Annotated in this window: 19 protein-coding genes and 2 tRNA genes; 5 read left to right on the top strand and 16 right to left on the bottom strand. The window is 60.9% G+C overall.

Annotated features, from left to right (window positions below; translation table 11 throughout):
• Positions 1 to 112: 112 nt before the first annotated feature.
• The 4 genes from pgi (at position 113) to B2J77_RS03335 (ending at position 7,914) form a co-directional block, all read left to right on the top strand.
• Positions 113 to 1,777 (top strand): glucose-6-phosphate isomerase, encoded by a 1,665-nt coding sequence (pgi, locus tag B2J77_RS03350; RefSeq protein ID WP_058604752.1) that lies wholly within the window; start codon positions 113 to 115, stop codon positions 1,775 to 1,777.
• 276 nt (positions 1,778 to 2,053) lie between these two features.
• Positions 2,054 to 3,988 (top strand): acetate--CoA ligase, encoded by a 1,935-nt coding sequence (gene acs, locus B2J77_RS03345; RefSeq protein ID WP_078477984.1) that lies wholly within the window; start codon positions 2,054 to 2,056, stop codon positions 3,986 to 3,988.
• A 41-nt stretch (positions 3,989 to 4,029) separates the two neighbouring features.
• Positions 4,030 to 4,899, top strand: a complete 870-nt coding sequence (locus tag B2J77_RS03340; RefSeq protein ID WP_058639191.1) for an oxygenase MpaB family protein — start codon at positions 4,030 to 4,032, stop codon at positions 4,897 to 4,899.
• 78 nt (positions 4,900 to 4,977) lie between these two features.
• Positions 4,978 to 7,914 (top strand): DUF748 domain-containing protein, encoded by a 2,937-nt coding sequence (locus B2J77_RS03335; protein WP_078477983.1) that lies wholly within the window; start codon positions 4,978 to 4,980, stop codon positions 7,912 to 7,914.
• Between the two features lie 123 nt (positions 7,915 to 8,037).
• On the opposite strand, the gene B2J77_RS03330 is transcribed toward B2J77_RS03335, so the two are convergent.
• From B2J77_RS03330 to rlmE, 16 genes are all read right to left on the bottom strand, one after another.
• Positions 8,038 to 8,391: a BON domain-containing protein gene (locus B2J77_RS03330; protein WP_078477982.1), complete on the bottom strand. Its 354-nt coding sequence runs from the start codon at positions 8,389 to 8,391 to the stop codon at positions 8,038 to 8,040.
• Positions 8,392 to 8,685: 294 nt separating this feature from the next.
• Entirely contained in the window at positions 8,686 to 10,791 is a 2,106-nt protein-coding gene (gene pnp, locus B2J77_RS03325) for a polyribonucleotide nucleotidyltransferase (protein WP_023533183.1), read from the bottom strand.
• 248 nt (positions 10,792 to 11,039) lie between these two features.
• Positions 11,040 to 11,309, bottom strand: a complete 270-nt coding sequence (gene rpsO / locus B2J77_RS03320) for a 30S ribosomal protein S15 (RefSeq protein WP_023533188.1) — start codon at positions 11,307 to 11,309, stop codon at positions 11,040 to 11,042.
• 150 nt (positions 11,310 to 11,459) lie between these two features.
• Positions 11,460 to 12,377: a tRNA pseudouridine(55) synthase TruB gene (truB, locus tag B2J77_RS03315; RefSeq protein ID WP_027915407.1), complete on the bottom strand. Its 918-nt coding sequence runs from the start codon at positions 12,375 to 12,377 to the stop codon at positions 11,460 to 11,462.
• 3 nt (positions 12,378 to 12,380) lie between these two features.
• Positions 12,381 to 12,779, bottom strand: a complete 399-nt coding sequence (rbfA, locus tag B2J77_RS03310) for a 30S ribosome-binding factor RbfA (protein WP_012274243.1) — start codon at positions 12,777 to 12,779, stop codon at positions 12,381 to 12,383.
• A 114-nt stretch (positions 12,780 to 12,893) separates the two neighbouring features.
• Entirely contained in the window at positions 12,894 to 15,422 is a 2,529-nt protein-coding gene (gene infB, locus B2J77_RS03305) for a translation initiation factor IF-2 (protein ID WP_058639194.1), read from the bottom strand.
• A gap of 27 nt (positions 15,423 to 15,449) precedes the next feature.
• Positions 15,450 to 16,931: a transcription termination factor NusA gene (gene nusA / locus B2J77_RS03300; protein WP_023533184.1), complete on the bottom strand. Its 1,482-nt coding sequence runs from the start codon at positions 16,929 to 16,931 to the stop codon at positions 15,450 to 15,452.
• A gap of 59 nt (positions 16,932 to 16,990) precedes the next feature.
• Positions 16,991 to 17,449 (bottom strand): ribosome maturation factor RimP, encoded by a 459-nt coding sequence (gene rimP / locus B2J77_RS03295; protein ID WP_023533134.1) that lies wholly within the window; start codon positions 17,447 to 17,449, stop codon positions 16,991 to 16,993.
• A 129-nt stretch (positions 17,450 to 17,578) separates the two neighbouring features.
• A tRNA-Met gene (locus B2J77_RS03290) sits at positions 17,579 to 17,655 on the bottom strand.
• 100 nt (positions 17,656 to 17,755) lie between these two features.
• Positions 17,756 to 17,841, bottom strand: a tRNA-Leu gene (locus tag B2J77_RS03285).
• 19 nt (positions 17,842 to 17,860) lie between these two features.
• Positions 17,861 to 18,259 carry a preprotein translocase subunit SecG gene (gene secG / locus B2J77_RS03280; protein WP_058604759.1) on the bottom strand — a complete coding sequence of 133 codons (399 nt, stop codon included), beginning with the start codon at positions 18,257 to 18,259 and terminating at the stop codon, positions 17,861 to 17,863.
• Between the two features lie 4 nt (positions 18,260 to 18,263).
• On the bottom strand, positions 18,264 to 19,019 hold the full coding sequence (tpiA, locus tag B2J77_RS03275; RefSeq protein WP_058639195.1) for a triose-phosphate isomerase: 756 nt from the start codon (positions 19,017 to 19,019) through the stop codon (positions 18,264 to 18,266).
• 65 nt (positions 19,020 to 19,084) lie between these two features.
• Positions 19,085 to 20,425 (bottom strand): phosphoglucosamine mutase, encoded by a 1,341-nt coding sequence (gene glmM / locus B2J77_RS03270; RefSeq protein WP_058604761.1) that lies wholly within the window; start codon positions 20,423 to 20,425, stop codon positions 19,085 to 19,087.
• 16 nt (positions 20,426 to 20,441) lie between these two features.
• Positions 20,442 to 21,293 carry a dihydropteroate synthase gene (gene folP, locus B2J77_RS03265; RefSeq protein WP_078477981.1) on the bottom strand — a complete coding sequence of 284 codons (852 nt, stop codon included), beginning with the start codon at positions 21,291 to 21,293 and terminating at the stop codon, positions 20,442 to 20,444.
• Between the two features lie 8 nt (positions 21,294 to 21,301).
• A complete protein-coding gene (ftsH, locus tag B2J77_RS03260; RefSeq protein ID WP_058604763.1) occupies positions 21,302 to 23,206 on the bottom strand; it encodes an ATP-dependent zinc metalloprotease FtsH in 1,905 nt (634 codons plus the stop codon).
• A 203-nt stretch (positions 23,207 to 23,409) separates the two neighbouring features.
• Complete coding sequence (gene rlmE / locus B2J77_RS03255) at positions 23,410 to 24,036, bottom strand: 23S rRNA (uridine(2552)-2'-O)-methyltransferase RlmE (protein ID WP_027915415.1); 627 nt, start codon at positions 24,034 to 24,036, stop codon at positions 23,410 to 23,412.
• A gap of 102 nt (positions 24,037 to 24,138) precedes the next feature.
• On the opposite strand from rlmE, the gene yhbY reads away from it, so the two are divergent.
• Complete coding sequence (gene yhbY / locus B2J77_RS03250; RefSeq protein ID WP_023533185.1) at positions 24,139 to 24,447, top strand: ribosome assembly RNA-binding protein YhbY; 309 nt, start codon at positions 24,139 to 24,141, stop codon at positions 24,445 to 24,447.
• Positions 24,448 to 24,455: the final 8 nt, after the last annotated feature.

The following is a 24,455-nucleotide window of genomic DNA, read 5'->3' as shown; positions in this document are numbered from 1 at the left end:
TTTTGCGCCCCCCATTCCCAGCGCCGGGCCTTTGCCTATAATGATGCCAGCCTGAACCCGGCAATGACTGCCGTGTCCAACGCATCACCACGGACCAAGGGACCCCCGCGCAATGGCGTATTACCGTACCCCCCACGATGTCACGGCTCTACCCGCCTGGCAGGCGCTTAAGCAGCACCGCAATGCCATGCAAGGCTTCAGCATGCGAGAAGCTTTCGCCGCCGATCCTCAGCGCTTCGAACAATTCTCCCTGAGCTCCTGTGGCCTGTTCCTGGATTATTCCAAGAACCTGATCACCGAACAGACACGTGACCTGCTGGTGAACCTGGCCGACGAAGTGGGCCTCAAGGACGCCATCACCTCGATGTTCAACGGCGAGATCATCAACGCCTCCGAAGGCCGGCCGGTGCTACACACTGCCCTGCGCCGCCCGGTGGGTGACAAGCTCAGCGTCAACGGCGTGAACGTCATGCCCGAAGTGCACAAGGTGCTCAACCAGATCACCGAGCTGGTCGGCCGCATTCATGATGGCCTGTGGCGTGGCTACAGCGAAAAGCCCATCACCGACGTGGTCAACATTGGTATCGGTGGCTCGTTCCTGGGCCCGGAACTGGTATCCGAAGCATTGATGCCTTACGCCCAGCGCGGTGTACGCTGCCATTACCTGGCGAACATCGACGGTAGCGAGTTCCACGAACTGTCGGCCAGCCTGCGCGCCGAAACCACCCTGTTCATCGTCTCGTCCAAGTCGTTCAACACCCTCGAGACCCTGAAGAACGCAATGGCCGCGCGTACCTGGTACCTGGCCCAGGGCGGCTCGGAAGCCGAGCTGTACCGCCACTTCATCGCCGTGTCCAGCAACAAGGCCGCCGCCGTTGCGTTTGGCATCCGCGAAGAGAACATCTTTCCGATGTGGGACTGGGTCGGTGGGCGCTATTCGCTGTGGTCCGCCATCGGCCTGCCGATTGCGCTGGCCATCGGTACCGCCAACTTCAAGGAACTGCTCTCCGGTGCCTACACCATGGATCAGCATTTCCAGAGCGCGCCGTTCGAGAAGAACATGCCCGTGCTGCTGGCGCTGCTGGGTGTGTGGTACGGCAATTTCTGGGGTGCCAGCAGCCATGCGATCCTGCCGTACGACCACTACCTGCGCAACATCACCAAGCACCTGCAACAGCTGGACATGGAGTCCAACGGCAAGAGCGTGCTGCAGGACGGCACCCCGGTGAAAACCGAGACCGGCCCTGTGATCTGGGGCGGTGTGGGCTGCAACGGCCAGCATGCCTATCACCAGTTGCTGCACCAGGGCACGCAGCTGATCCCGGCCGACTTCATCGTGCCGGTCGTCAGCTTCAACCCGGTAGCCGACCATCACCAATGGCTGTACGCCAACTGCCTGTCCCAGAGCCAGGCGCTGATGCTGGGCAAGACGCGAGAAGAAGCCGAGACCGAACTGCGTGCCAAGGGCATGAGCGAAGCCGAGGTGCAGAAGCTTGCCCCGCACAAGGTCATCCCGGGCAATCGCCCGAGCAACACCTTGGTGGTCGAGCGTATCAGCCCACGCCGGCTGGGTGCCCTGGTGGCCATGTATGAGCACAAGGTGTTCGTGCAGAGCGTGGTCTGGGGTATCAATGCCTTCGACCAATGGGGCGTGGAACTGGGCAAGGAACTGGGCAAGGGCGTGTACCAGCGTCTTGTAGGCAGCCAGGAAGAGGTGGCCGAGGACGGGTCTACCCAAGGCCTGATCAATTACTTCCGCGGCCGCCATCGCGGCTGATCAGCCCTCTACCTGGCAGGGCTTGTGCTCGCCAGGCAAGGCATCAAGAGATGCGCCGCAGCTTCTGCAATTCGCCCCCTGGGCAATTGCCGGGGCTGCTGCGCAGCGCCTATCGCACGTGGGCCAAGCCCCTACAGCAAGCCTGTCGACGGCTTCATAGCCCCTATCGACCGTACCCGCCCAATCGCCGAACCGGTGGAACACCCCTCCCCGCAAAACTGTCCTACCCATTAACCGTTGCCGTCCCTCGCCCCTCACAAGAGCAGGACCACCGCCATGTTCGATATTCGAAAATACCCGCACGCCCTCGCCGTCAGCCAGGCGGCAGCCCTGTCCCAGGACGACTATCACCGCCTGTACCGCCAGTCGGTCGAAGACCCGGACACCTTCTGGGCCGCTCAAGCGCAGCGCCTGACCTGGATGAGGCCTTGGTCACAGGTTCAACAATCGAACCTGCGCACCGGCCAGGCCCGCTGGTTCGACGGGGGCCAACTGAACGTCAGCTACAACTGCATCGATCGCCACTTGGCCACACGGGCCGAGCAGACCGCCCTGCTATGGGAAGGCGACGACCCCAGCGACACCCAGGCCATCAGCTACCGTGAACTGCACCGCCAGGTGTGTCGCCTGGCCAATGTATTGAAGTCGCGAGGCGTGGCCAAAGGTGACCGGGTGTGCATCTACATGCCGATGATCCCCGAAGCCGCCTTCGCCATGCTCGCTTGCGCGCGCATAGGCGCTGTTCACTCCGTGGTGTTCGGTGGTTTTTCCCCGGACGCGCTGCGTGACCGTATCCTGGACGCCGACTGCCGCACCGTCATCACCGCTGATGAAGGCGTACGCGGCGGTAAGCGAATCGCCCTCAAGCAGAATGTCGACAAGACGTTGGCCAGTTGCCCGGCCGTCAGTACCGTCGTGGTAGTGCGGCGAACCGGGGGTGATGTCGCCTGGGACGATAGTCGCGACCTTTGGTACCAGCACGCCATCGAGCAGGCCGATGAAGCCTGCCCACCCGAACCGATGGAGGCAGAGGCGCCTCTGTTCATCCTCTACACCTCCGGTAGCACCGGCAAACCCAAAGGCGTGCTGCACACCACGGCGGGGTACTTGCTGCAAGCGGCCATGACATTCGATGTGGTGTTCGACTATCGGGAGGGGGAAGTCTTCTGGTGCACCGCCGACGTCGGCTGGGTCACCGGCCACAGCTACATCGTGTATGGCCCCTTGGCCAATGGCGCCATCTCGCTGATGTTCGAAGGCGTGCCCAACTACCCCGACAGCTCGCGGTTCTGGCAAGTCGTGGACAAGCACCAGGTCAACATCTTCTACACCGCACCCACCGCCCTGCGCGCGCTGATGCGCGAAGGGGATGCGCCCCTGCAAAGTACCTCCCGTGCAAGCCTGCGCTTGCTGGGCAGCGTGGGTGAACCGATCAACCCGGAAGCCTGGCACTGGTATTTCAATGAGGTCGGACAGCGCCGCTGCCCCATCGTCGATACCTGGTGGCAGACCGAGACCGGCGGCATCATGCTCACGCCACTGCCCGGCACCCAGACCCTCAAGCCTGGCTGTGCCACCCAACCCATGTTCGGCGTGCAGCCGGTGCTGCTTGATGACAAAGGCCAGGTCATCGAGGGTCCAGGGGCTGGGCTGCTGGCGATCAAGGCCAGCTGGCCTGGGCAGATTCGCACTGTCCATGGCGATCACCAACGCATGGTCGACACCTACTTCAAACCCATGCCCGGCTACTACTTCACCGGGGACGGCGCCAGGCGCGATGCCGACGGGCATTACTGGATCACTGGGCGCGTGGACGATGTGATCAACGTGTCCGGGCATCGCATCGGCACGGCGGAGGTCGAAAGCGCCCTGGTGCTTCACGACAGCGTGGCCGAAGCAGCCGTGGTGGGCTACCCCCACGATCTCAAGGGCCAGGGCGTATACGCCTTCGTGACCACCATGAACGGTGTCCGCCCCGATGAAGATCTCAAGGCCCAGCTGTTGGCGCTGGTCAGCAAGGAGATAGGTAGCTTCGCCAAGCCCGAGTTACTGCAATGGGCGCTGGCTTTGCCCAAGACACGGTCGGGCAAGATCATGCGGCGTATACTGCGCAAGATCGCCTGCAACGAGCTCGACAGCCTGGGCGATACCTCCACCCTGGCCGACCCGGGCGTCGTCCAAGGGTTGATCGACACTCGCCTGAACCGATAACCGGCAGCCGCTTCCCAGGCTGCCCAGCCCTGCAGGTCACCATGGAAGCGCTTCGCCGTCGTATCGAAAAACAAGCCATGAGCCTCACCGGCCTGGCGTTGGGCCAGCTCGACCTGGAGTCGCCCAAAGGCGACCCTGGCCTGTTCGGGCCCAACAGCATCAGCTGGCGCGTGCACGGTGACTTCCCTAGCATGCTGGTCGGCGGCATCAGCGCGCTGATGCTGCAGTTGCTGCACCCGCTGGCACTCGCCGGGGTCTGGGATCACTCCAACTTTCGCCATGACCTTATCGGACGCCTGCGGCGCACCAGCCAGTTCATTTCAGGGACCACGTTCGGCGCGACCGAAGATGCGCACTGGTTGATCGAAAAAGTGCGTCGGATCCACCTGCAAGTCGAAGGCACGGCGCCGGATGGCCGCCCGTACGCAGCCAGCGACCCCCACCTGCTGACTTGGGTGCATGTGGCCGAGGTCAGCAGCTTTCTGGCCGCACACCTGCGCTACCGCAACCCCCGCTTGTCCCTGGCCGACCAGGACGCCTACTACCAGGAAATCGCCCTGATCGCCGAGCGTCTGGGCGCCCATGACGTGCCCCGCTCGCGCCGTGAGGTCGCACACTACCTGCATGAGATGCGCCCACAGCTGAGCTGCGATGCCCGCAGCCAGGAAGTCATCGGTATTCTGCTCAACGCCCCGGCACCCAGCCGGCTGGCAAAACCCGTAGCCAAGCTGATGCTGCACGCCGGTATCGAGCTACTGCCCCAGTGGGCACAACAGCAGCTTGGCCTCGAACAGGGCCATTGGCAAAAACGGTTGATCCACCTAGGCGTGCATGGCACCGCCCCGGTATTGCGCTGGGCCATGCGCGACGGCTCTGCGCACAGGGCAAGGCGCCGCATGGGCATCGAATAAGCACTGGGCGACACTCAGCGGAACTGATTTAACGTGCCATACTCCAAGGCATCCCGCCCCGGACAGACGAAGCGATTCATGTACAAAGGACTGACTCGCGCCATCGGCGCATTGCTGGCGTTGCTCGCCCTGTACAGCCTGCTTGGCTTTCTCATTCTTCCGGGCTTGGCACTGCGTATCGCCAACCAGCAGCTTGCCCACTACGCCACGGTGCCGGCCAACTTGCAACGGGCCGAGTTCAACCCCTTCAGTCTCGAATTGACCTTGTGGGGCCTCCAGATCGGTGAGCCCGGCAAAGAGCAGGTCGGTTTCGAAAAACTGTACGCTAACCTGTCGCTGGACAGCCTGTGGACCGGCGCGCTGCACCTTGATGCCCTCGAGCTGGTCAAACCGCGCACCGAAGTGTTGTTCGCCAAAGATGGCACCCTCAACCTCACGCGCCTTTTCCAACTGCCCACCAGCAAAAGCGAGCCCGATACCCCCCCAGGCGATCCTTTCCCGCTGCGTATCGGCAGCATCAAGCTCGAGCAGGGTTTTGTGCGTTTCGAAGACCTGCGTCCCAGCGAGCCGATCGAGTTTCTCTATGACAACCTTAGCCTGGAGCTGAAGAACCTCAGCACCCTTGCCAACGACAATGCCGACATGACCATGGTGGCCAACGGCCCCAACGGTGGACGCATCGACTGGCAGGGTACGTTGAGCCTGGCGCCTATCGCGTCCGAAGGCACGCTCAAGGTCAGCGACAGCAAGATGAAGCTGTTCTGGCCCTATGTGCGCGATGCCGTGCCCTTGGTGCTGGAAGACGGCAAGCTCAGCCTGAGCACGCATTATCGGCTCAACCTGGCAGACAAGACCGAACTGCGTTTGGAAAAAGCGTCGGTGCGGGTGGCGCCCTTTGCCATCAAGGCCCCGGACGGTCGCCCGTTGGCAAGGCTCGCCAGTCTGGAGTTGAGTGATGCCTCCGTCGATCTGGTCAAGCAACAGGTAACGGTCGGCAAAGTGCGCAGTGAAAAGCTCGAAACCTGGGCGGCGCTGGAGAAGGGCGGTCAGCTCGATTGGCAGGTGCTGTTTGCCGGCGAGCCTGGCAAGCCAACGCCATCAGAAAAGGCCGAGCCGCCCACCGCAGGGCCTGCGGCGGCACCGCGGACGCCAGCGGCCCCGAGCAAGCCCTGGCAGGTGCTGCTCAACGATGTCCAGCTCAGGAACTACCGCGTGCACCTGGCAGACCGCACGCAAAAAGAGCCGGTCACCCTGGACGTAGGCCCCTTGAACGCTGACTTGAAGGGCTTCGATAGCCTCAACCGGAAGCCCTTCACGGTCAAGTTCGACACCGGCATCGGCAAGCAAGGCACCCTGCAAGGGCAGGGCCAGGTCAACCTGGTGCCGGTGTGGGCGAAGCTGGATGTCGGCACCCGGGACATCGACCTGCGGTTGGCGCAAGCCTACATCAACCCCTACATTCTGTTGGAGCTGCGCAGCGGCATGCTCGACAGCGACCTGAAGGTGGACCTGAAAAGCGCATCGCCGCTGGCCTTGACGGTGAGCGGCAAGGCCCAGGTGAATCAGTTGCACACCCTCGACACCATCAAGAGCCGGGACTTCGTCAAATGGCAGCAGGTCAACCTCGATGGCCTGACGTATGTGCATGGCGATGCCCTGTCGATCGACAAGGTGACGCTGCAACAGCCCTATGCACGCTTCATCATCAATGAAGACCGTACCACCAACATCAATGACCTGTTGATTCCACAGCCAACCGATGCGCCTGCCAAGGCTAAATCCCAGCCTGCAAGCGCCACCGCGGAAAAGCCACTCGGTATCCGCATTGGTCAGATCGTGATCAAGGACGGTTCGGCCAATTTCGCCGACCTGTCGCTCACGCCCAATTTCGCCACGGCCGTGCAACAGCTCAACGGCCAAGTCGGCACCATCGATAACCGCAAGCCCCTCCCTGCCCCAGTGGATGTGCAAGGCAAGGTCGACCGGTACGCGCCCGTCACCATCAAAGGTGGCCTCAACCCATTCGACCCGCTCGCGAGCCTAGACATCGCCGCCGTGTTCAAACGCGTCGAACTGACTACCCTTACACCCTACTCGGGCAAGTTTGCCGGCTACCGCATCCGCAAAGGCCGGCTGAACCTGGACCTGCATTACCTGATTACCAAGGGCCAACTCAAAGCCGAAAACAAGGTGGTCGTTGAGCAATTGCAGCTTGGGGATAAGGTAGATAGCCCGGACGCGGTCGATCTGCCGATTCGCCTTGCAGTGGCACTGCTCAAAGATACGCACGGCAAGATTTCAATCGAGTTGCCCGTTGCGGGCGATCTGAACAACCCGCAGTTCAGCGTAATGCCGATCGTGTGGCAAACCTTGCGCAACCTTGTGCTGCGCGCCGCGCAGGCACCGTTCAAGCTCATCGGTGGCCTGGTTGCCGGAGGCGGCGCCGAAGACTTGGGCACCGTCGCTTTCGCCCCTGGGTCCAGCGAGCTGGCAGGCGACGCTCAGGCGTCCCTGGACAAGCTCGCCGAGGGCCTGAGAAAGCGGCCGGAACTGCGCCTGGAAATCGAAGGCACTAGCGCCCAGGCAAGTGACGGCCCCATCCTTGCCCAGCAGCGCCTGGAACGGGAATACCAGGCCACTTGGTACAAGATCCTGCAGCGGCGCGGCGACAAGGTCCCGGCCAGTGCGTCCCTGATGGTGGTCGACGAGGCTGACAAGCCAGCGATGCTCGAAGGCATTTACCGCAGTCGCCTCAAGCAACAGCCCCCTGCCGAATGGGAGCAGCTTGACCGTGACGCGCGCACCGCCAACCTTCGTAACGCCGTGCTCAAATCCTGGGCCGAAAGCACAGCCCTGTTACGCACCCTGGGGCAGGAGCGCGCCAGCAGCATAAAGGACTACCTGGTGGACAAGGCCAAGCTTGAGGACGACAGGGTGTACTTCATCGATACCCACCTGGGGCAGCCCGAGAAAGATGGCCGCGTCGTGACGCCGATGCATCTGGATGCCGACTGACTTCCAACGGCAGGCTTAATGCAAAGCCTGCACGGCCTAATTAGACCGCACACGAAAAAGCCCCGGCACAGGCCGGGGCTTTTGTTGTAGCTAGCCAAATCCATTTGGCCGACAGGACGATCCTTATTCAGCTTTCAGGCCGTCAGCCATCACGCTCTTGACGCCTTTGATGTTCTTGGCGATGCGCACAGCTTCTGCTTTTTGCGACGCGGTCACTTTTACGTCCGAGGACAGAGAAACTACGCCGTGGCTGGTTTCTACTTTGATGTCGCTGCCTGGTACGCCTTTTTCGGTCAGCAGATCCGCCTTGACCTTGGTGGTGATCCAGGTGTCGGAGCCTTCTTGCTTGGCGTTTTCAGTGGTGGTGTTGGCAGCCAGCATTACCGGAGCCTGGGTGGCCTGGGCTGCGAAAGCGGCATTGGCCATGGTCAGGGTCAGAGCGGTAGCAGTAGCGGCAGCAATGGCGAACTTCTTCATGTGAGTCACTCCTGTTTTTCGAAAGGTCTGCGCCGTGTGTCTGGCGGCAGGTAAACAGGTAGTTGCATGGCCTGTGCCAGGTTATACGCTTCGCTTGTTTCCTTATAAATCAAAGACTTACAAATCATCGATATCTTTACTGCTCGTGCATTCTGCAATCTGCACGATAAACCTGCATGCAAGATGCAAGTCCGTTAAAAGTTCCTGGTCTACTTTTGTATTTATAACGGCAAAGCCCAGAATCGAGCCAAAAAAAAGAGCTCCCGAGGGAGCCCTTTGTGAAGCGCTAGGCTATTAGACGCCAGACGCCTTGGCTGCCGCGACGTCCTTGATGGACAGCTTGATACGGCCGCGGTTATCCACGTCCAGTACCAATACTTCGACTTCCTGACCTTCCTTGAGGATGTCGGTGACTTTCTCGACGCGCGCATCGCTCAGCATGGAGATGTGCACCAGGCCATCCTTGCCAGGCAGGATGTTGACGAAGGCGCCGAAGTCGACGATACGCTCGACCTTGCCCACGTAGATCTTGCCAATCTCGGCCTCGGCAGTGATACCCAGGATGCGCTGCTTGGCGGCATCTGCCGCTTCCTTGGTCTCGCCGAAGATCTTGATCGAGCCGTCGTCTTCGATATCGATCGAAGCCTTGGTCTCTTCGCAGATGGCGCGAATGGTGGCGCCGCCCTTGCCGATCACGTCGCGGATCTTGTCCGAGTCGATCTTCATGGCGATCATGGTAGGCGCGTTGGCCGACAGTTCGGTACGCGACTGGGCAATGATCTGGTTCATCTGGCCGAGGATGTTCAGGCGCGCTTCCAAGGCTTGGCCCAGGGCGATTTCCATGATCTCTTCGGTGATGCCGTTGATCTTGATGTCCATCTGCAGCGCGGTGACGCCCTTGGCGGTACCGGCTACCTTGAAGTCCATGTCGCCGAGGTGGTCTTCGTCACCCAGGATGTCGGTCAGAACGGCAAACTTCTCGCCTTCCTTGACCAGGCCCATGGCGATACCGGCAACCGGTGCTTTCATCGGCACACCGGCATCCATCAGGGCCAGCGAGGCACCGCAGACCGAAGCCATGGAGCTCGAACCGTTGGACTCGGTGATTTCCGAGACGACACGGATGGTGTACGGGAATTCGCTGTCGCTTGGCAGCATCGCCTGCACGCCGCGACGCGCCAAACGACCGTGGCCGATTTCACGACGGCCAGCACCGCCCATGCGACCACACTCACCGACCGAGAACGGTGGGAAGTTGTAGTGCAGCATGAAGGGGTCTTTCTTCTCGCCTTCCAGGGTGTCCAGCAACTGTGCGTCGCGGGCAGTACCGAGGGTGGCAACGACCAGCGCCTGGGTCTCGCCACGGGTGAACAGTGCCGAGCCGTGGGTTTTGGGCAGAACACCGACTTCGATGTTCAGCGGACGCACGGTGCGGGTGTCACGGCCGTCAATGCGCGGCTTGCCGTTCACGATGTTCTCGCGCACGGTGCGGTATTCCAGCTCGCCGAAGATTTCCTTGATCTGGCCAGCGGTCGGGCCGGCTTCTTCGTTGCTCAGGCGGGCAATGGCTTCATCGCGCAGCTGGCCCAGGCGGGTGTAGCGGTCCGCTTTCTGGGTGATGGTGTAGGCCTGCGACACCTGCTCGCCAAATTCGGCGCGTACCAGGTTCATCAGCTCGGTGTTGGCGGCAGCAGGCTGCCAGTCCCACGTCGGCTTGCCGGCTTCTGCAGCCAACTCCTTAACGGCCTGGATAACGGCCTGGAACTCGTCGTGGGCGAACAGCACGGCGCCCAGCATCTGGTCTTCGGTGAGCTCTTTGGCTTCCGATTCAACCATCAACACGGCGGTTTCGGTACCGGCGACGACCATGTCCAGGCTCGAGGCAGCCAGTTGCTCGTACGTTGGGTTCAGCAAGTAGCCGGTGCTTTCGTGGAAAGCAACGCGCGCCGCGCCAATCGGGCCTTCGAATGGAATGCCAGAGATGGCCAGGGCCGCCGAGGTACCGATCATTGCGGCAACATCGGGGTCGGTCTTCTTGCTGGTGGAAACCACGGTGCAGACGACCTGCACTTCGTTCATGAACCCTTCAGGGAACAGCGGACGGATCGGACGGTCGATCAGGCGCGAAGTCAGGGTTTCTTTCTCGGAAGGACGACCTTCACGCTTGAAGAAACCACCTGGGATCTTGCCGGCAGCGTAGGTCTTTTCCTGGTAGTGAACCGACAGCGGGAAGAAGCCCTTGCCTGGATCAGCTTGCTTGGCACCGACCACGGTCACCAGCACGGTGACGTCGTTGTCGACGGTGACCAGCACGGCGCCGGTGGCCTGACGGGCAATGCGGCCCGTTTCGAGAGTAACGGTCGATTGACCGAACTGGAATGTCTTGATTACCGGGTTCACGGTTTCCTACCTTCTTCAGTGGCTCTTGGGGGAACTGTTTTCTTGCGAATGCTTGGGCAGTGCAGGGAATCGGCCCTATCTACCGTCCAGATACAACTCGAGGCCGGGAGCCTGGAACCGAGCAAAAAACCGCTCGAATTACCAGGCTGCCAGCCTCGAAGTCATGCTTGGCGTGCCCCACGACAAGGCTGTAAAACAGCCCTGTCGAAGCCAGCGGCACGCCATGCACACCACTAACCAGGCCGCTATTAGCGACGCAGGCCCAGGCGAGCGATCAGCGCGCTGTAACGGGTGGTGTCTTTGCCCTTCAGGTAGTCCAGCAGCTTACGACGCTGGTTGACCATGCGAATCAGACCACGACGGGAGTGGTGGTCTTTGTCGTTGGCCTTGAAGTGGCCTTGCAGCTTGTTGATGTTGGCGGTCAGCAGAGCAACCTGTACTTCCGGGCTACCGGTGTCGCCGGCGGCTTGCTGGTGTTCGGCAACGATCTTAGCTTTTTCTTCGACGCTGAGGGCCATGAGGCTTCTCCTGATTAAACGGACCCCGCTAACGGGTTCCAATAGGCCAGGGACTTATCCCTGTATCAATAGAAAGAGGTGTGACCGTGCCTACTGACAGCCACCCTCTGCTCCACGGACCTCGGCAAACGCCCAGGCCCATGGTTTCGGTCATTCCGACCGAATCAATCGACGTGGCGCGATCCGCCCGTCTTCGCTCACTTCACCGATACCGATGAAGCGGGCATTGTGATCCTGTACACGAACCATGCCGAATTGCGGCGCGTCCGGTGCGCGCACTGCCTGCCCATGCAGCCAGTAGAAGGCGCTATGCTCGGACAGGCTCACCATCGGCCAGTCCTGCAGCCCGCTGTCCGACGGCATGAGGAAGCGATCGAGCGCTTCGTTGCCGCCTTCGGCGTGGGCCTGCTCAAGCTCCTCGAGCGTGACCGTCTGCGCCAGCGCGAAGGGCCCGGCCTGCGTTCTGCGCAGCTCTGCGACATACGCACCACAGCCCAGCACTTCACCGATATCTTCCACCAGGGTACGAATATAGGTGCCTTTGCTGCAGCCGACGCTCAAGCGTGCACGGGTGCCTTCGCATTCGAGCAGTTCAAGACGGCTAATAGTAACAGAACGCGCCTCGCGCTCCACTACCTCTCCTGCACGCGCCAGCTTGTATAACGGCTGACCGTCACGCTTGAGGGCCGAGTACATGGGCGGTATCTGGCTGATCGGACCACGAAAACCGGGTAGCGCGGCTTCCAGCTCGGCGCGACCAACGGTCACCTCGCGGGTGCGCAGCACCTCGCCCTCGGCGTCGCCAGTATTGGTCGTCTGGCCCAGTTGCATGACCGTCTCGTAGCCCTTGTCGGAGTCGAGCAGGTACTGCGAAAACTTGGTGGCCTCGCCGAAGCACAGCGGCAAGACACCGGTGGCCAGCGGGTCGAGGCTGCCGGTATGACCGGCCTTCTCGGCATTGAGCAACCAGCGCACCTTTTGCAAGGCAGCGTTGGAGGTGAAGCCCAAGGGCTTGTCCAGCAGGATGATGCCGCTGACGTTGCGGCGGATACGTTTGACCTGGGCCACCGATTACTCCTTGGTGCCAGACTCGTCGGCATCCTTGTGCAGGCGGTCTTCAGCCACTGCACGCTCGATCAATGCCGACAGGTGCACGCCACGGCTGACGCTCTCGTCGAAGTGGAAATGCAGTTGCGGCACGCTGCGCAGCTGCATGGAGCGACCCAGGTGCAGGCGCAGGAAGCTGGCAGCGCTGTTCAGGGCCTTGAGCGACTGCTGCACGGCATCGGGGGTTTCTTCACCCATCACGGTGATGAACACCTTGGCATGGCCCAGGTCGCGGCTCACATCCACGGCAGTGATGGTGACCAGACCGACACGCGGATCCTTGACTTCACGACGGATCAGCTCAGCCAGTTCGCGCTGCATCTGATCGCCAATGCGTTGGGTACGGCTATATTCTTTGGCCATTCTTGTTACCTGTAACGTAAAGCGGCAAACGCCCGGTCAGAACGATGCCTGACCGGGCGCTACCTGAAGAGGTGCTGCAAAGCGCCCGCCAAGGCGCTTGCAGCCTGCTCACCCTTAGAGGGTACGAGCCACCTGGACTTTCTCGAACACTTCGATCTTGTCGCCGACCTTGACGTCGTTGTAGCTCTTCACGCCGATACCACACTCCATGCCGTTACGCACTTCGGCGGCATCGTCCTTGAAGCGACGCAGCGATTCCAGCTCGCCCTCGAAGATAACCACGTCGTCGCGCAGTACGCGGATCGGGCGGTTACGGTAGACGGTACCTTCGATGACCATACAGCCAGCGATGGCGCCGAACTTCGGCGAACGGAACACGTCACGCACTTCGGCGACGCCCAGGATGTTCTCGCGAACATCGCTGCCGAGCATGCCGGTCAGGGCTTTCTTGACGTCTTCGATGATGTCGTAGATCACGTTGTAGTAACGCATATCCAGACCTTCCTGCTCGACGATCTTGCGCGCACCGGCATCAGCACGCACGTTGAAGCCGAACAGTACTGCGTTCGAAGCCAGCGCCAGGTTGGCATCGCTTTCGGTGATACCACCTACGCCGCCACCAATGACACGAACCTGCACTTCGTCGTTGCCCAGGCCGCCGAGCGAGCCCTGCAGCGCCTCGAGAGAACCGCGCACATCGGTCTTGAGGACGATGTTGAGCGTCTTCTTCTCTTCCTGACCCATGGTCTCGAAGATGTTTTCCAGCTTGCCTGCGTGAGCACGGGCCAGCTTGACCTCGCGATACTTGCCTTGGCGGAACATCGCAACTTCGCGGGCTTTCTTCTCGTCAGCCACTACCGACAGCTCGTCACCGGCTTCCGGCGTGCCGTCCAGGCCAAGGATTTCGACCGGGATGGACGGGCCAGCTTCCTTCACAGGCTTGCCGTTCTCATCCAGCATGGCGCGAACGCGGCCATAGTTGGAGCCGCACAGCACCATGTCGCCCTGACGCAGCGTACCGTCCTGAACCAGGATGGTAGCGACTGGGCCGCGGCCCTTGTCCAGGCGCGATTCGACCACCACACCGCGCCCTGGGGCGGTCGGCGTAGCCGTCAACTCGAGGATCTCGGCCTGCAGCAGTACCGCTTCGAGCAGTTCGTCCACGCCGGTACCCATCTTGGCCGAAACCTTGACGAATGGCGTGTCACCACCCCAGTCCTCGGAGGTCACGCCTTCGACGGCCAGCTCGTTGCGGATGCGATCGAGGTCAGCACCAGGCTTGTCGATCTTGTTGACCGCCACCACCAGCGGTACGCCAGCTGCCTTTGCATGCTGAACGGCTTCGCGGGTTTGTGGCATCACGCCGTCGTCCGCCGCCACTACCAGGATGACGATATCGGTCGCCTTGGCACCACGGGCACGCATCTGGGTAAACGCAGCGTGGCCTGGGGTGTCGAGGAAGGTGACCATGCCGCGGTCGGTTTCCACGTGGTAGGCACCGATGTGCTGGGTGATACCACCGGCTTCGCCAGCAGCAACCTTGGCACGACGGATGTAGTCGAGCAGCGAGGTCTTACCGTGGTCAACGTGACCCATGACGGTCACGACCGGCGCACGGGACTCGGTCTGGCCTTCGAACTTCAGGGATTCGGCCAGGGAGTCTTCCAGGGCGGAATCGCTGATCAGCGTGACCTTGTGGCCCAGCTCTTCGGCGATCAGCTGCGCGGTTTCCTGATCGAGCACCTGATTGATGGTCACCGGGGTGCCCATCTTGAACATGAACTTGACCACTTCAGCGCCCTTGACGGACATCTGGTTGGCAAGCTCGGAGACGGTGATGGTCTCGCCGATGGTCACGTCACGAATGACAGGACCAGTCGGGTTCTGGAAGCCGTGCTGGTTACGCTTCTTCAGCTTGCTCTTGCCACCACGACCACGACGAGCGCCATCGCTCTCTTCGTCGGTGGTACGCGGCGCGGCACGAGGCGTCGGAGCCTTTTCCTTTTCCTTGACCTTAACCTTGATCGACACACGCGGCGCTTCGCCACGACGACGGTCGTCATCACGGGTGCGGCTCTCGTTGCGACGGGTCTCGTCTTTCTTGCGCTCGGCAGCACGAGCGGCAGCGTCTTCCGACGTCGGCGCATTGGCCACTACCGGCGCTGCGGCAGGGGCCGAAGCCTGTTCTGCCTTGGCCACAGGGGCCGGAGCGGCAGCAGCGGCCTCAGCAGCTTGGCGACGTGCCTGCTCTTCGTTGCGCTGACGTACTTCGGCGTCAATTTTATCGCGGGCAGCGTTTTCAGCTGCACGGCGCTCTTCGAGCTCACGCTTCTGCTCAGCCTGGATCTCTTCCGGGCTGCGCTGCACGAATACTTTCTTCTTGCGTACTTCTACGCTGATGCTCTTACTACCGGCGACACGCAGGGTGCTGGTGGTTTTGCGCTGCAAGGTAATCTTGCGCGGTTCTTCCGCCTTGCTCTTGTGGCTGCTCTTCAAATGAGTCAGCAACGTCTGCTTCTCATTGTCGGTCACTACCTGACCGGCGTCGGTGTGCGGCAGACCTGCCTCACGCATCTGCTGCAGCAGGCGCTCTACCGGTGCCTCGACCTCTTGGGCCAGTTCTTTCACCGTGACTTGCGTCATGCACTTCTCTCCTCAGGCCGCGCCTAATTACTCGAACCAGTGGGCTCGGGCGGCCATGATCAACTTGCCGGCACGCTCTTCGTCGATGCCGTCGATGTCGAGCAGGTCGTCGATCGACTGCTCGGCCAGGTCTTCGCGGTTAACCACGCCGCGCACCGCCAGTTCCGCCGCCAGGTCCTTGTCCATGCCCTCAAGGGAGAGCAGGTCTTCGGCCGGATGGGCGTCTGCCAGTTTTTCTTCGGTAGCGATGGCCTTGGTCAACAAACGGTCCTTGGCTCGAGCGCGGAGCTCATTGACGATATCTTCGTCAAAGCCATCGATGTTGAGCATTTCTTCCAACGGTACGTAGGCAATTTCTTCAAGGCTGGTGAAGCCTTCGTCGACCAGCACTTGGGCCAGCTCCTCGTCGACTTCCAGTTCATCGATGAAATTGCGCAGGATGTCGCCAGTTTCGGCTTGCTGCTTGGCCTGGATGTCCTTCTCGGTCATCACGTTCAGGGTCCAGCCAGTCAACTGACTGGCCAGGCGAACGTTCTGACCGCCACGGCCAATGGCTTGGGCCAGGTTGTCTTCGGCGACGGCGATGTCCATGGCATGGGCATCTTCATCAACGATGATCGCCGCGACTTCAGCCGGCGACATGGCGTTGATGACGAACTGCGCCGGGTTATCGTCCCAGAGAACGATATCCACACGCTCACCACCCAACTCTCCGGATACGGCCTGGACGCGCGACCCACGCATGCCGATGCAGGCGCCTTGCGGGTCGATGCGCTTGTCCTTGGAGCGGACGGCGATCTTGGCTCGCGAACCCGGATCACGGGAGGCGGCCATGACTTCGATGAGGCCTTCAGCGATTTCCGGCACTTCGATGCGGAAAAGCTCGATCAGCATCTGCGGCGCGGTGCGCGACAGGATCAGCTGAGGACCACGGTTTTCGGTGCGAATTTCCTTGAGCAGTGCACGCAGGCGCACACCAACACGGAAAGTTTCGCGGGCAATGATGTCTTCGCGGGCCAGCAACGCCTCGGCGTTGTTGCCCAGGTCGACGATGACGTTGTCGCGGGTGACCTTCTTGACGGTGCCGGAGATGATTTCGCCCACACGCTCACGGTAGGCATCCACCACCTGCGCACGCTCGGCCTCACGGACCTTCTGCACGATGACCTGCTTGGCGGTCTGCGCGGCGATACGGCCGAACTCGATGGACTCGATCTTTTCTTCGATCACGTCGCCAATCTTGGCTTCGGGATGTGTGTCCTTGATCTTGTCCAGCCAGGTTTCGATGGCCGGATCATCGAGGTCGGCTTCATCGACCACGGTCCAACGACGGAAGGTCTCGTAGCTACCGGTGTGGCGGTTGATTTCCACACGCAGGTCGACTTCGTCTTCAAAACGTTTTTTGGTTGCGGTGGCCAAGGCCACCTCCAGCGCTTCGAAAATGACGCCGGGCGGTACACCTTTTTCGTTGGATACCGATTCAACAACCAGCAGTACTTCTTTGCTCATCGTACGCCTCGCCTTGCGCAAGCCATTGGGCCCGGATAATCCGTCGGACCCGGCACGTCTCAGTCAAAACTGGGAATAATATTGGCCTTGTCGATCGAATCGATCGGCAGTAGGAACTCCTGGTCGTCCACCTGGACCACCACATCCTGCTCCTCCACACCGCGGAGAAGGCCCTGGAAGTTACGACGACCCTCGAAGGGTGAGCGCAGCTTGATCTTCACTTGTTCGCCGGCATGCGAGGCAAACTGTTCCAGTGTGAACAGTGGGCGATCCATGCCTGGAGAAGACACCTCGAGGGTGTACTCGCTGCTGATCGGATCCTCGACATCCAGGATGGCGCTGGCTTGACGGCTGACAGCTTCGCAGTCGTCCACCAGAATGCCGCCTTCCTTGTCGATGTAGATACGCAATACCGAATGCTTGCCCTGGGAAACGAATTCGATCCCCCAGCATTGATAGCCCAGACCCTCGACAACCGGGGCCAACAAGGCCTGCAACTGTTCTAGCTTGCTCGACACCTGAACCCCCTCGTGCATGCTGTGCAAATAAAAAATGGGCGAAGCGCCCATCCCTGAAAGCGCCGTTGGACAACGACGCCTGAACTGTTCGGTTAGCAAAAAGCCCCTGAAAAGGGGCTTCGCTGAAGCTGGTTGCGGGGGCTGGATTTGAACCAACGACCTTCGGGTTATGAGCCCGACGAGCTACCAAGCTGCTCCACCCCGCGACAAAGCTGGGGCGAAAGTATAAGACCGAACCCACTTGAGGGTCAAATCCAAACCTTCACCTGCAAGAAAGCCCGCCAAGGCGGGCTCTCAAGCTTTAAATGGTACCGAGAAGGGGACTCGAACCCCTACACCCTATGGGCACAACCACCTCAAGGTTGCGTGTCTACCAATTCCACCACCTCGGCAATACTACTTTGAAACCCGTTACTTCTGCTCTTCTGCCGGAGGAGGTACATCACTCGAATTAGGAGTGGCTTCGCTCTTCTGTTCTTGGAGCACCGGTACATCATCATTGATGGCCGGCTTTGGCTGCTCTTTCACTTCTAGCACTGCTGGATCTGGAAGACCTGCTTGGCTAAGCTGGTGAGCTTGTTGCTTCGCGAAGTATCCTAACCCAAGTGCTGTCAAAAAGAAAGTGGCAGCGAGTATTGCAGTGAATTTACTTAGGAAGGTGGCAGAGCCCTGACTTCCGAAGACGGTATTGGAAGCACCCGCACCAAAAGATGCACCGGCTTCCGCCCCCTTACCCTGTTGCAACAGTACCAGCACTACCAGCGACAGCGCTGCCAACAGATGAAAAACAACGATGACTGTTTCCAGCATTTGTTCAGTTTCCTGCGGCGCGACAAATTGCACCGAATTCGTCTGCGTTCAGGGAAGCCCCACCAATGAGGCCCCCATCGATATCCGGCATGCCGAACAGTTCGGCCGCATTGGCCGCCTTCACGCTGCCGCCGTAGAGCAACTGCACCTTCGCAGCCACTTCAGCATCTTTCGCCGCAAGCTGGCTGCGGATGGCGGCATGCACATCCTGGGCCTGCTGAGGCGTGGCCGTTAGGCCGGTGCCGATGGCCCATACAGGCTCATAGGCAATTACCGCATTGGCAAACACACTAACACCGAAGGCTTCGATGATACTGTTGAGTTGACGCCCAACAACTTCGAGCGTTTTGCCTGCCTCGCGCTCTTCAAGGGTTTCCCCGATACAGAGCACTGGCTTCAAACCTTTGGCCTGAGCCGCTGCAAACTTGCGATTCAACACTTCGTCATCTTCGCCGATTACCTGGCGACGCTCCGAATGGCCAATCAACACCAACTTGCAACCTGCTTCAGCCAGCTGTTCCGGAGCAACTTCACCGGTCAGCGCGCCCTGTTCGGGCAATACTGCAGAATTCTGTGCGCCGACGATAATACCCTTGCCATCGAGTTCAGCAACCACCTGGTTGATGAACAAAGTTGGCGGGAATACCGCGACTTCCACCCCGCTCGGCAGGGCAAGATTACGCAAGCCCTCGGTCAGCTCAGCGACGCTGGCGCGGGTACCGTGCATCTTCCAGTTACCAGCAACCATAGGGCGACGCATGCTTTACCTCGTCGGTCAAAGTGGGCGCAGATCTTACCCAACCAGATTCGCGCTGGCAAGCGGCTTCAGGCACAAACTTCTGCGACGCGCTTTGCCAGTGCTTCGGCGTGCAGACGCACCTGGTGTTCATCCTCACCTTCGACCATGACGCGCAACAGCGGCTCGGTCCCGGATTTACGCAGCAATACCCGCCCACGGCCTGCCAGGGCCTCTGTGACCTGCGCGCTGGCTTGCTTGACGTCCGGATGCTCGAGCGGGTCCACGTCGCTTGCAGCGAAGCGTACATTGATCAGCACTTGCGGGCATTTGCGCAATGCCTGGCGCGCCTGGGCCAGGGTCTCGCCACGGCGCTTGAGCGCCATCAGCACCTGCAGCGCGGCGATGATCGCATCACCGGTGGTGGTGTAGTTGCAGCACACCACATGACCGGAATTTTCCCCGCCTATCAGCCACTCGCGCTCGAGCAGCTCGGCCATGACGTAGCGGTCACCGACCTTGGCACGCACGAACGGAATATCCAGGTCTTTGAGCGCCAGCTCCAGCCCCAGGTTGCTCATGAGCGTACCCACCACGCCGCCTTGCAGCTTGCCGCGGTCATGCAGGTCGCGCGCGATGATGAATAGCAGCTCGTCACCGTCGACGATCGCGCCGGTGTGATCGACCATCAACACACGGTCGCCATCACCGTCGAAGGCGATGCCCAGGTCCGCATGCCCGACCAGCACGGCGGCCTGCAGCGATTCGATGTGGGTCGAACCACAGCCTTCGTTGATGTTCAGGCCATCTGGCTGGGCGTGCAGCACAGTGACATCGGCACCCAGCTCACGGAACACGCTGGGCGCGACCTTGTACGTGGCGCCATGGGCGCAGTCGACCACCAGCTTGAGGCCGGCGAAGCTGGTGCTGCTGGGCACACTGCTCTTGCAGAACTCGATGTAGCGGCCGGCTGCGTCGTTGATGCGCGAGACCTTGCCCAGCTTGCTCGATTCCACAACGGTCATGGGCTGGTCGAGCAGCTCCTCGATCATCAGCTCCACTTCGTCCGGCAGCTTGGTGCCCTGCCCCGAGAAGAACTTGATGCCATTGTCATCGTGCGGGTTGTGCGAGGCACTGATGACGATACCGGCTTCGGCATGGAAGGTGCGGGTCAGGTAGGCAATGGCAGGCGTGGGCATCGGGCCCAGCAGCATCACGTCGGCCCCGGCAGCCGAAAGACCAGCTTCGAGCGCAGACTCGAACATGTAGCCGGAGATCCGCGTGTCCTTGCCTACTAGCACGCGGCAATGGCCTTGCTTGCGAAACGCCATGCCGGCCGCCCAGCCGAGCTTGAGCATGAACTCCGGGGTGATCGGGTATTCGCCGACGCGGCCACGAATGCCGTCGGTACCAAAATATTTTCTGCTCATAGGGACTCCAATGTTCTTATTCGGCGTGCTGAACGGCGGCGATCATGCGAACAACGTCAACGGTTTGTGCTACGTCATGCACGCGCAGGATACTTGCACCCTTGGCCATGGCCAGCGCCGCCAGCGCTAGGCTGCCATAGAGACGCTCACCGACAGGACGCTCGAGCGTCAGGCCGATCATGCTTTTACGGGAAACGCCCACCAGAAGCGGACGCCCCAGACGATGGAGCGCTTCGAGGTGTTTGAACAGGCTGAGGTTGTGGGCCAGGGTCTTGGCGAAACCGAAGCCTGGATCGAGCACGATGCGGTCGGCCTCAATGCCCGCGTCCGCACAGGCCATCATGCGCTGCTGAAGGTAGCGCGCCACGTCCTCGGTGACATCGTCATAATGCGGGTCGTCCTGCATGGTGCCGGGCTCGCCGCGCATGTGCATCAGGCACACCGGCAGCCCGGTGGCAGCCGCGGCATCCAGCGCACCATCGCGTTCGAGGGCCCGCACATCGTTGATCAGGCCAGCGCCCAGGCGGGCGGCTTCGCGCATGACGGCAGGCGTGGACGTATCGACCGACACCACGACATCAAGATGACGGTGGATGGCTTCGACCATCGGCGCCACGCGCTCCAGCTCTTCGGTGACCGAAACGGGCCGCGCACCCGGGCGGGTGGACTCCCCGCCTACATCGATCAGCGTGGCTCCGGCGGCCACCATCGCTTCGGCGTGGCGCAAGGCCTCGTCGCGCTGACTGAAGCGGCCGCCGTCGGAGAAGGAATCGGGCGTGACGTTGAGGATACCCATGACATGGGTACGCGACAAATCAAGAACCCGATTGCCGCAAGGCAATCGGGTCGGGTGCTGCACTGAGCTCATAGATGCCCTTAGTGTTGAGCCGCTGGACCACCGATTGGCGATTCCGGGCGATCACCCTGGGCAGCCGGTGTACCGGAAGCCGAATCATCATCCCAATCGCGAGGTTCGCGAGGCGTACGGCCCGCCATGATATCGTCGATCTGCTCGGCGTCGATGGTTTCGTACTTCATCAAGGCCTCGGCCATCGCATCGAGCTTGTCGCGGTTTTCGGTCAACAGCTGCTTGGCGGTCGCGTAGCACTGGTCGATGATGCTGCGCACTTCGGAGTCGATCAGCTTGGCCGTCTCACCGGAGACGCTGGTCTGCTGGCCACCTGCGCTACGACCCAGGAACACTTCGCCGTCTTCCTCGGCATACATCAGCGGGCCCAGCTTCTCGGACAAGCCCCACTTGGTGACCATGTTTCGCGCAATCTGGCTGGCACGCATGATGTCGTTGGAAGCGCCGGTGGTGACGCCGTCGAAGCCCAGGGTCATCTCCTCGGCGATACGACCGCCGTACAGGGAGCAGATCTGGCTGATCAGCGCACGCTTGGACAGGCTGTAGCGATCTTCTTCGGGCAGGAACATGGTCACACCCAGCGCACGACCCCGCGGGATGATCGACACCTTGTAGACCGGATCGTGCTCAGGCACCAGGCGACCTACGATCGCATGGCCGGCTTCGTGGTAGGCGGTGTTCTGTTTTTCCTTCTCGGACATGACCATGGTTTTGCGCTCGGCGCCCATCATGATCTTGTCCTTGGCCAGCTCGAACTCCTTCATGTCGACCAGGCGCTTGTTGGAGCGGGCGGCAAACAGAGCGGCTTCGTTGACCAGGTTGGCAAGGTCGGCACCGGAGAAGCCAGGCGTACCACGGGCAATGACGGCCGGGTTGACGTTGTCGCCAATCGGCGCCTTGCGCATGTGCACCTTGAGGATCTGCTCACGACCACGGATGTCCGGCAGGCCTACAACAACCTGACGGTCGAAGCGCCCGGGACGCAGCAGCGCGGGGTCGAGCACGTCAGGGCGGTTAGTCGCGGCAATGACGATGATGCCATCGTTCATCTCGAAGCCGTCCATCTCTACCAGCAACTGGTTGAGGGTCTGCTCACGCTCGTCGTGGCCCCCGCCCATGCCAGCACCACGGTGGCGGCCGACGGCGTCGATCTCGTCGATGAAGATGATGCACGGGGCGTGCTTCTTGGCCTGTTCGAACATGTCGCGCACACGGCTGGCACCGACACCGACGAACATTTCCACGAAGTCCGAACCGGAAATGGTGAAGAACGGCACCTTGGCCTCACCTGCAATGGCCTTGGCCAGCAGGGTCTTACCGGTACCGGGAGGGCCGACCATCAGCACACCGCGGGGAATGCGGCCACCCAGGCGCTGGAACTTGCCCGGGTCGCGCAGGAACTCGACCAGCTCGCCTACTTCTTCCTTGGCCTCGTCGCAGCCGGCGACGTCAGCCAGGGTGGTCTTGACCTGATCTTCGGAGAGCAGGCGCGCCTTGCTCTTGCCAAAGCTCATGGGGCCACCCTTGCCGCCCGCCCCGCCTTGCATCTGGCGCATGAAGAACATGAACACGGCGATGATCACCAGGATCGGGAAGCTGGCGACCAGCAACTGGGTCCAGATGCTCTGTTGCTCGGGCTGCTTGCCTTCGACGGTCACGTGGTTGTCCACCAGGTCGCCGATCAGGCCATTGTCGGTGATCGCCGGGCGCACGGTCTTGAAGCTATCGCCGTCGGAGCGCTTGCCGGTGATGATGTAACCGTCGACGGTCACTCGCTCGACCTTGCCATCCTTGACCTGCTGGATGAAGTCGGAGTAATTGAGGGTCTGCGGCTCGTTAGGGCTGGAGAAGTTGTTCATCACCGTCACCAGGACAGCTGCGATGATCAACCACAGGATCAGATTCTTTGCCATGTCGTTCAATTCGCTACCCTCTGAGGCCGGCGCACGACGCAGCCGTGCCTCGCATGATATTCATCGCCCTAACTTACTACATTGCCCACGCAACCGCAGGCACCGTCTGTAACCCTTTGTGAAATCCAGACTACACGAAGTTCGGACGATCCTGACGCCGTGACCGATTGGAATTAACTATCGGCCGCTGCGCTTCGTACCGTTCACGCGCCTTTGAACCCCTTGCCAAGCAGGTACTGCTCGCGGGAGCGGTCCCGCGATGAAGACGGTTTGCGCATCTGTACCTTGTCGAACTTGGTTCGCACGTCCTTGAGGTACACATCGAAACCTTCACCCTGGAAGATCTTGATCAAAAAATCACCGCCGGGCCGCAGCACGCGGGTTGCCAAATCCAGGGCCAGCTCGCAAAGGAACATGGCTCGCGGTATGTCGACCGCGGGCGTACCACTCATATTGGGGGCCATGTCCGAAATCACAAGGTCTACGTGTGAATCGCCGACGGCTTCGAGAATTTGCCGCAGCACCTCGTCCTGGGTGAAGTCCCCTTGGATGAAGGTGACATCGGGGATGGAGTCCATCTCCAAGATGTCCGAGGCGATCAGTCGACCCTGACCGCCAATCAGACGACTGGTCACCTGGGACCAGCCGCCCGGCGCTGCACCCAGGTCGATGACACTCATGCCAGGACGGATCAGACGGTCCTTCTCCTGGATCTCAAGCAGCTTGTAGCTTGCCCGCGAGCGGTAGCCGTCCTTCTGCGCCTGTTTGACGAAAGGGTCGTTGAAATGCTCTCGCAGCCAGTTTGCGCTGCTTTTGGAACGTTGTACCACGGGGCACCTCGATGATATGCGTGGTGATTGACTGGGCGGAGCCGGTGGCCCTCGGGTAAAATGCCGGTCAATTTTACAGAATCAGACGGAAAGGGTCAGATTATGCCGCTCAATAACGAGCAGAAGAAGCAATACAAGTCCATTGGTCATGACCTCAAGCCGGTCCTGATCGTTGCTGGCAACGGTTTGAATGAAGGCGTCGTCGCCGAATTGGAACGCGCATTGGCCGACCACGAGCTGATCAAGGTCGAAATTCGCTCCGAAGACCGCGAAGAGCGTGCCGAAACCATCGCCGCGCTGTGCAAGGCCGGCCGCGCCGAGCTGGTGCAGACCATCGGCAAGAAAGCACTGATCTACCGCAAGAACCCTCAGCCGAACAAGCAGCTGTCCAACGTCCACCGTTACAAGTAACGGCGGCG

It is taken from the genome of Pseudomonas parafulva (assembly GCF_002021815.1).
GTDB classification, from domain to species: domain Bacteria; phylum Pseudomonadota; class Gammaproteobacteria; order Pseudomonadales; family Pseudomonadaceae; genus Aquipseudomonas; species Aquipseudomonas parafulva_B.
The sequence above is the reverse complement of the archived record's forward strand: the minus strand, read 5'-3'. Positions and strand labels throughout refer to the sequence as shown.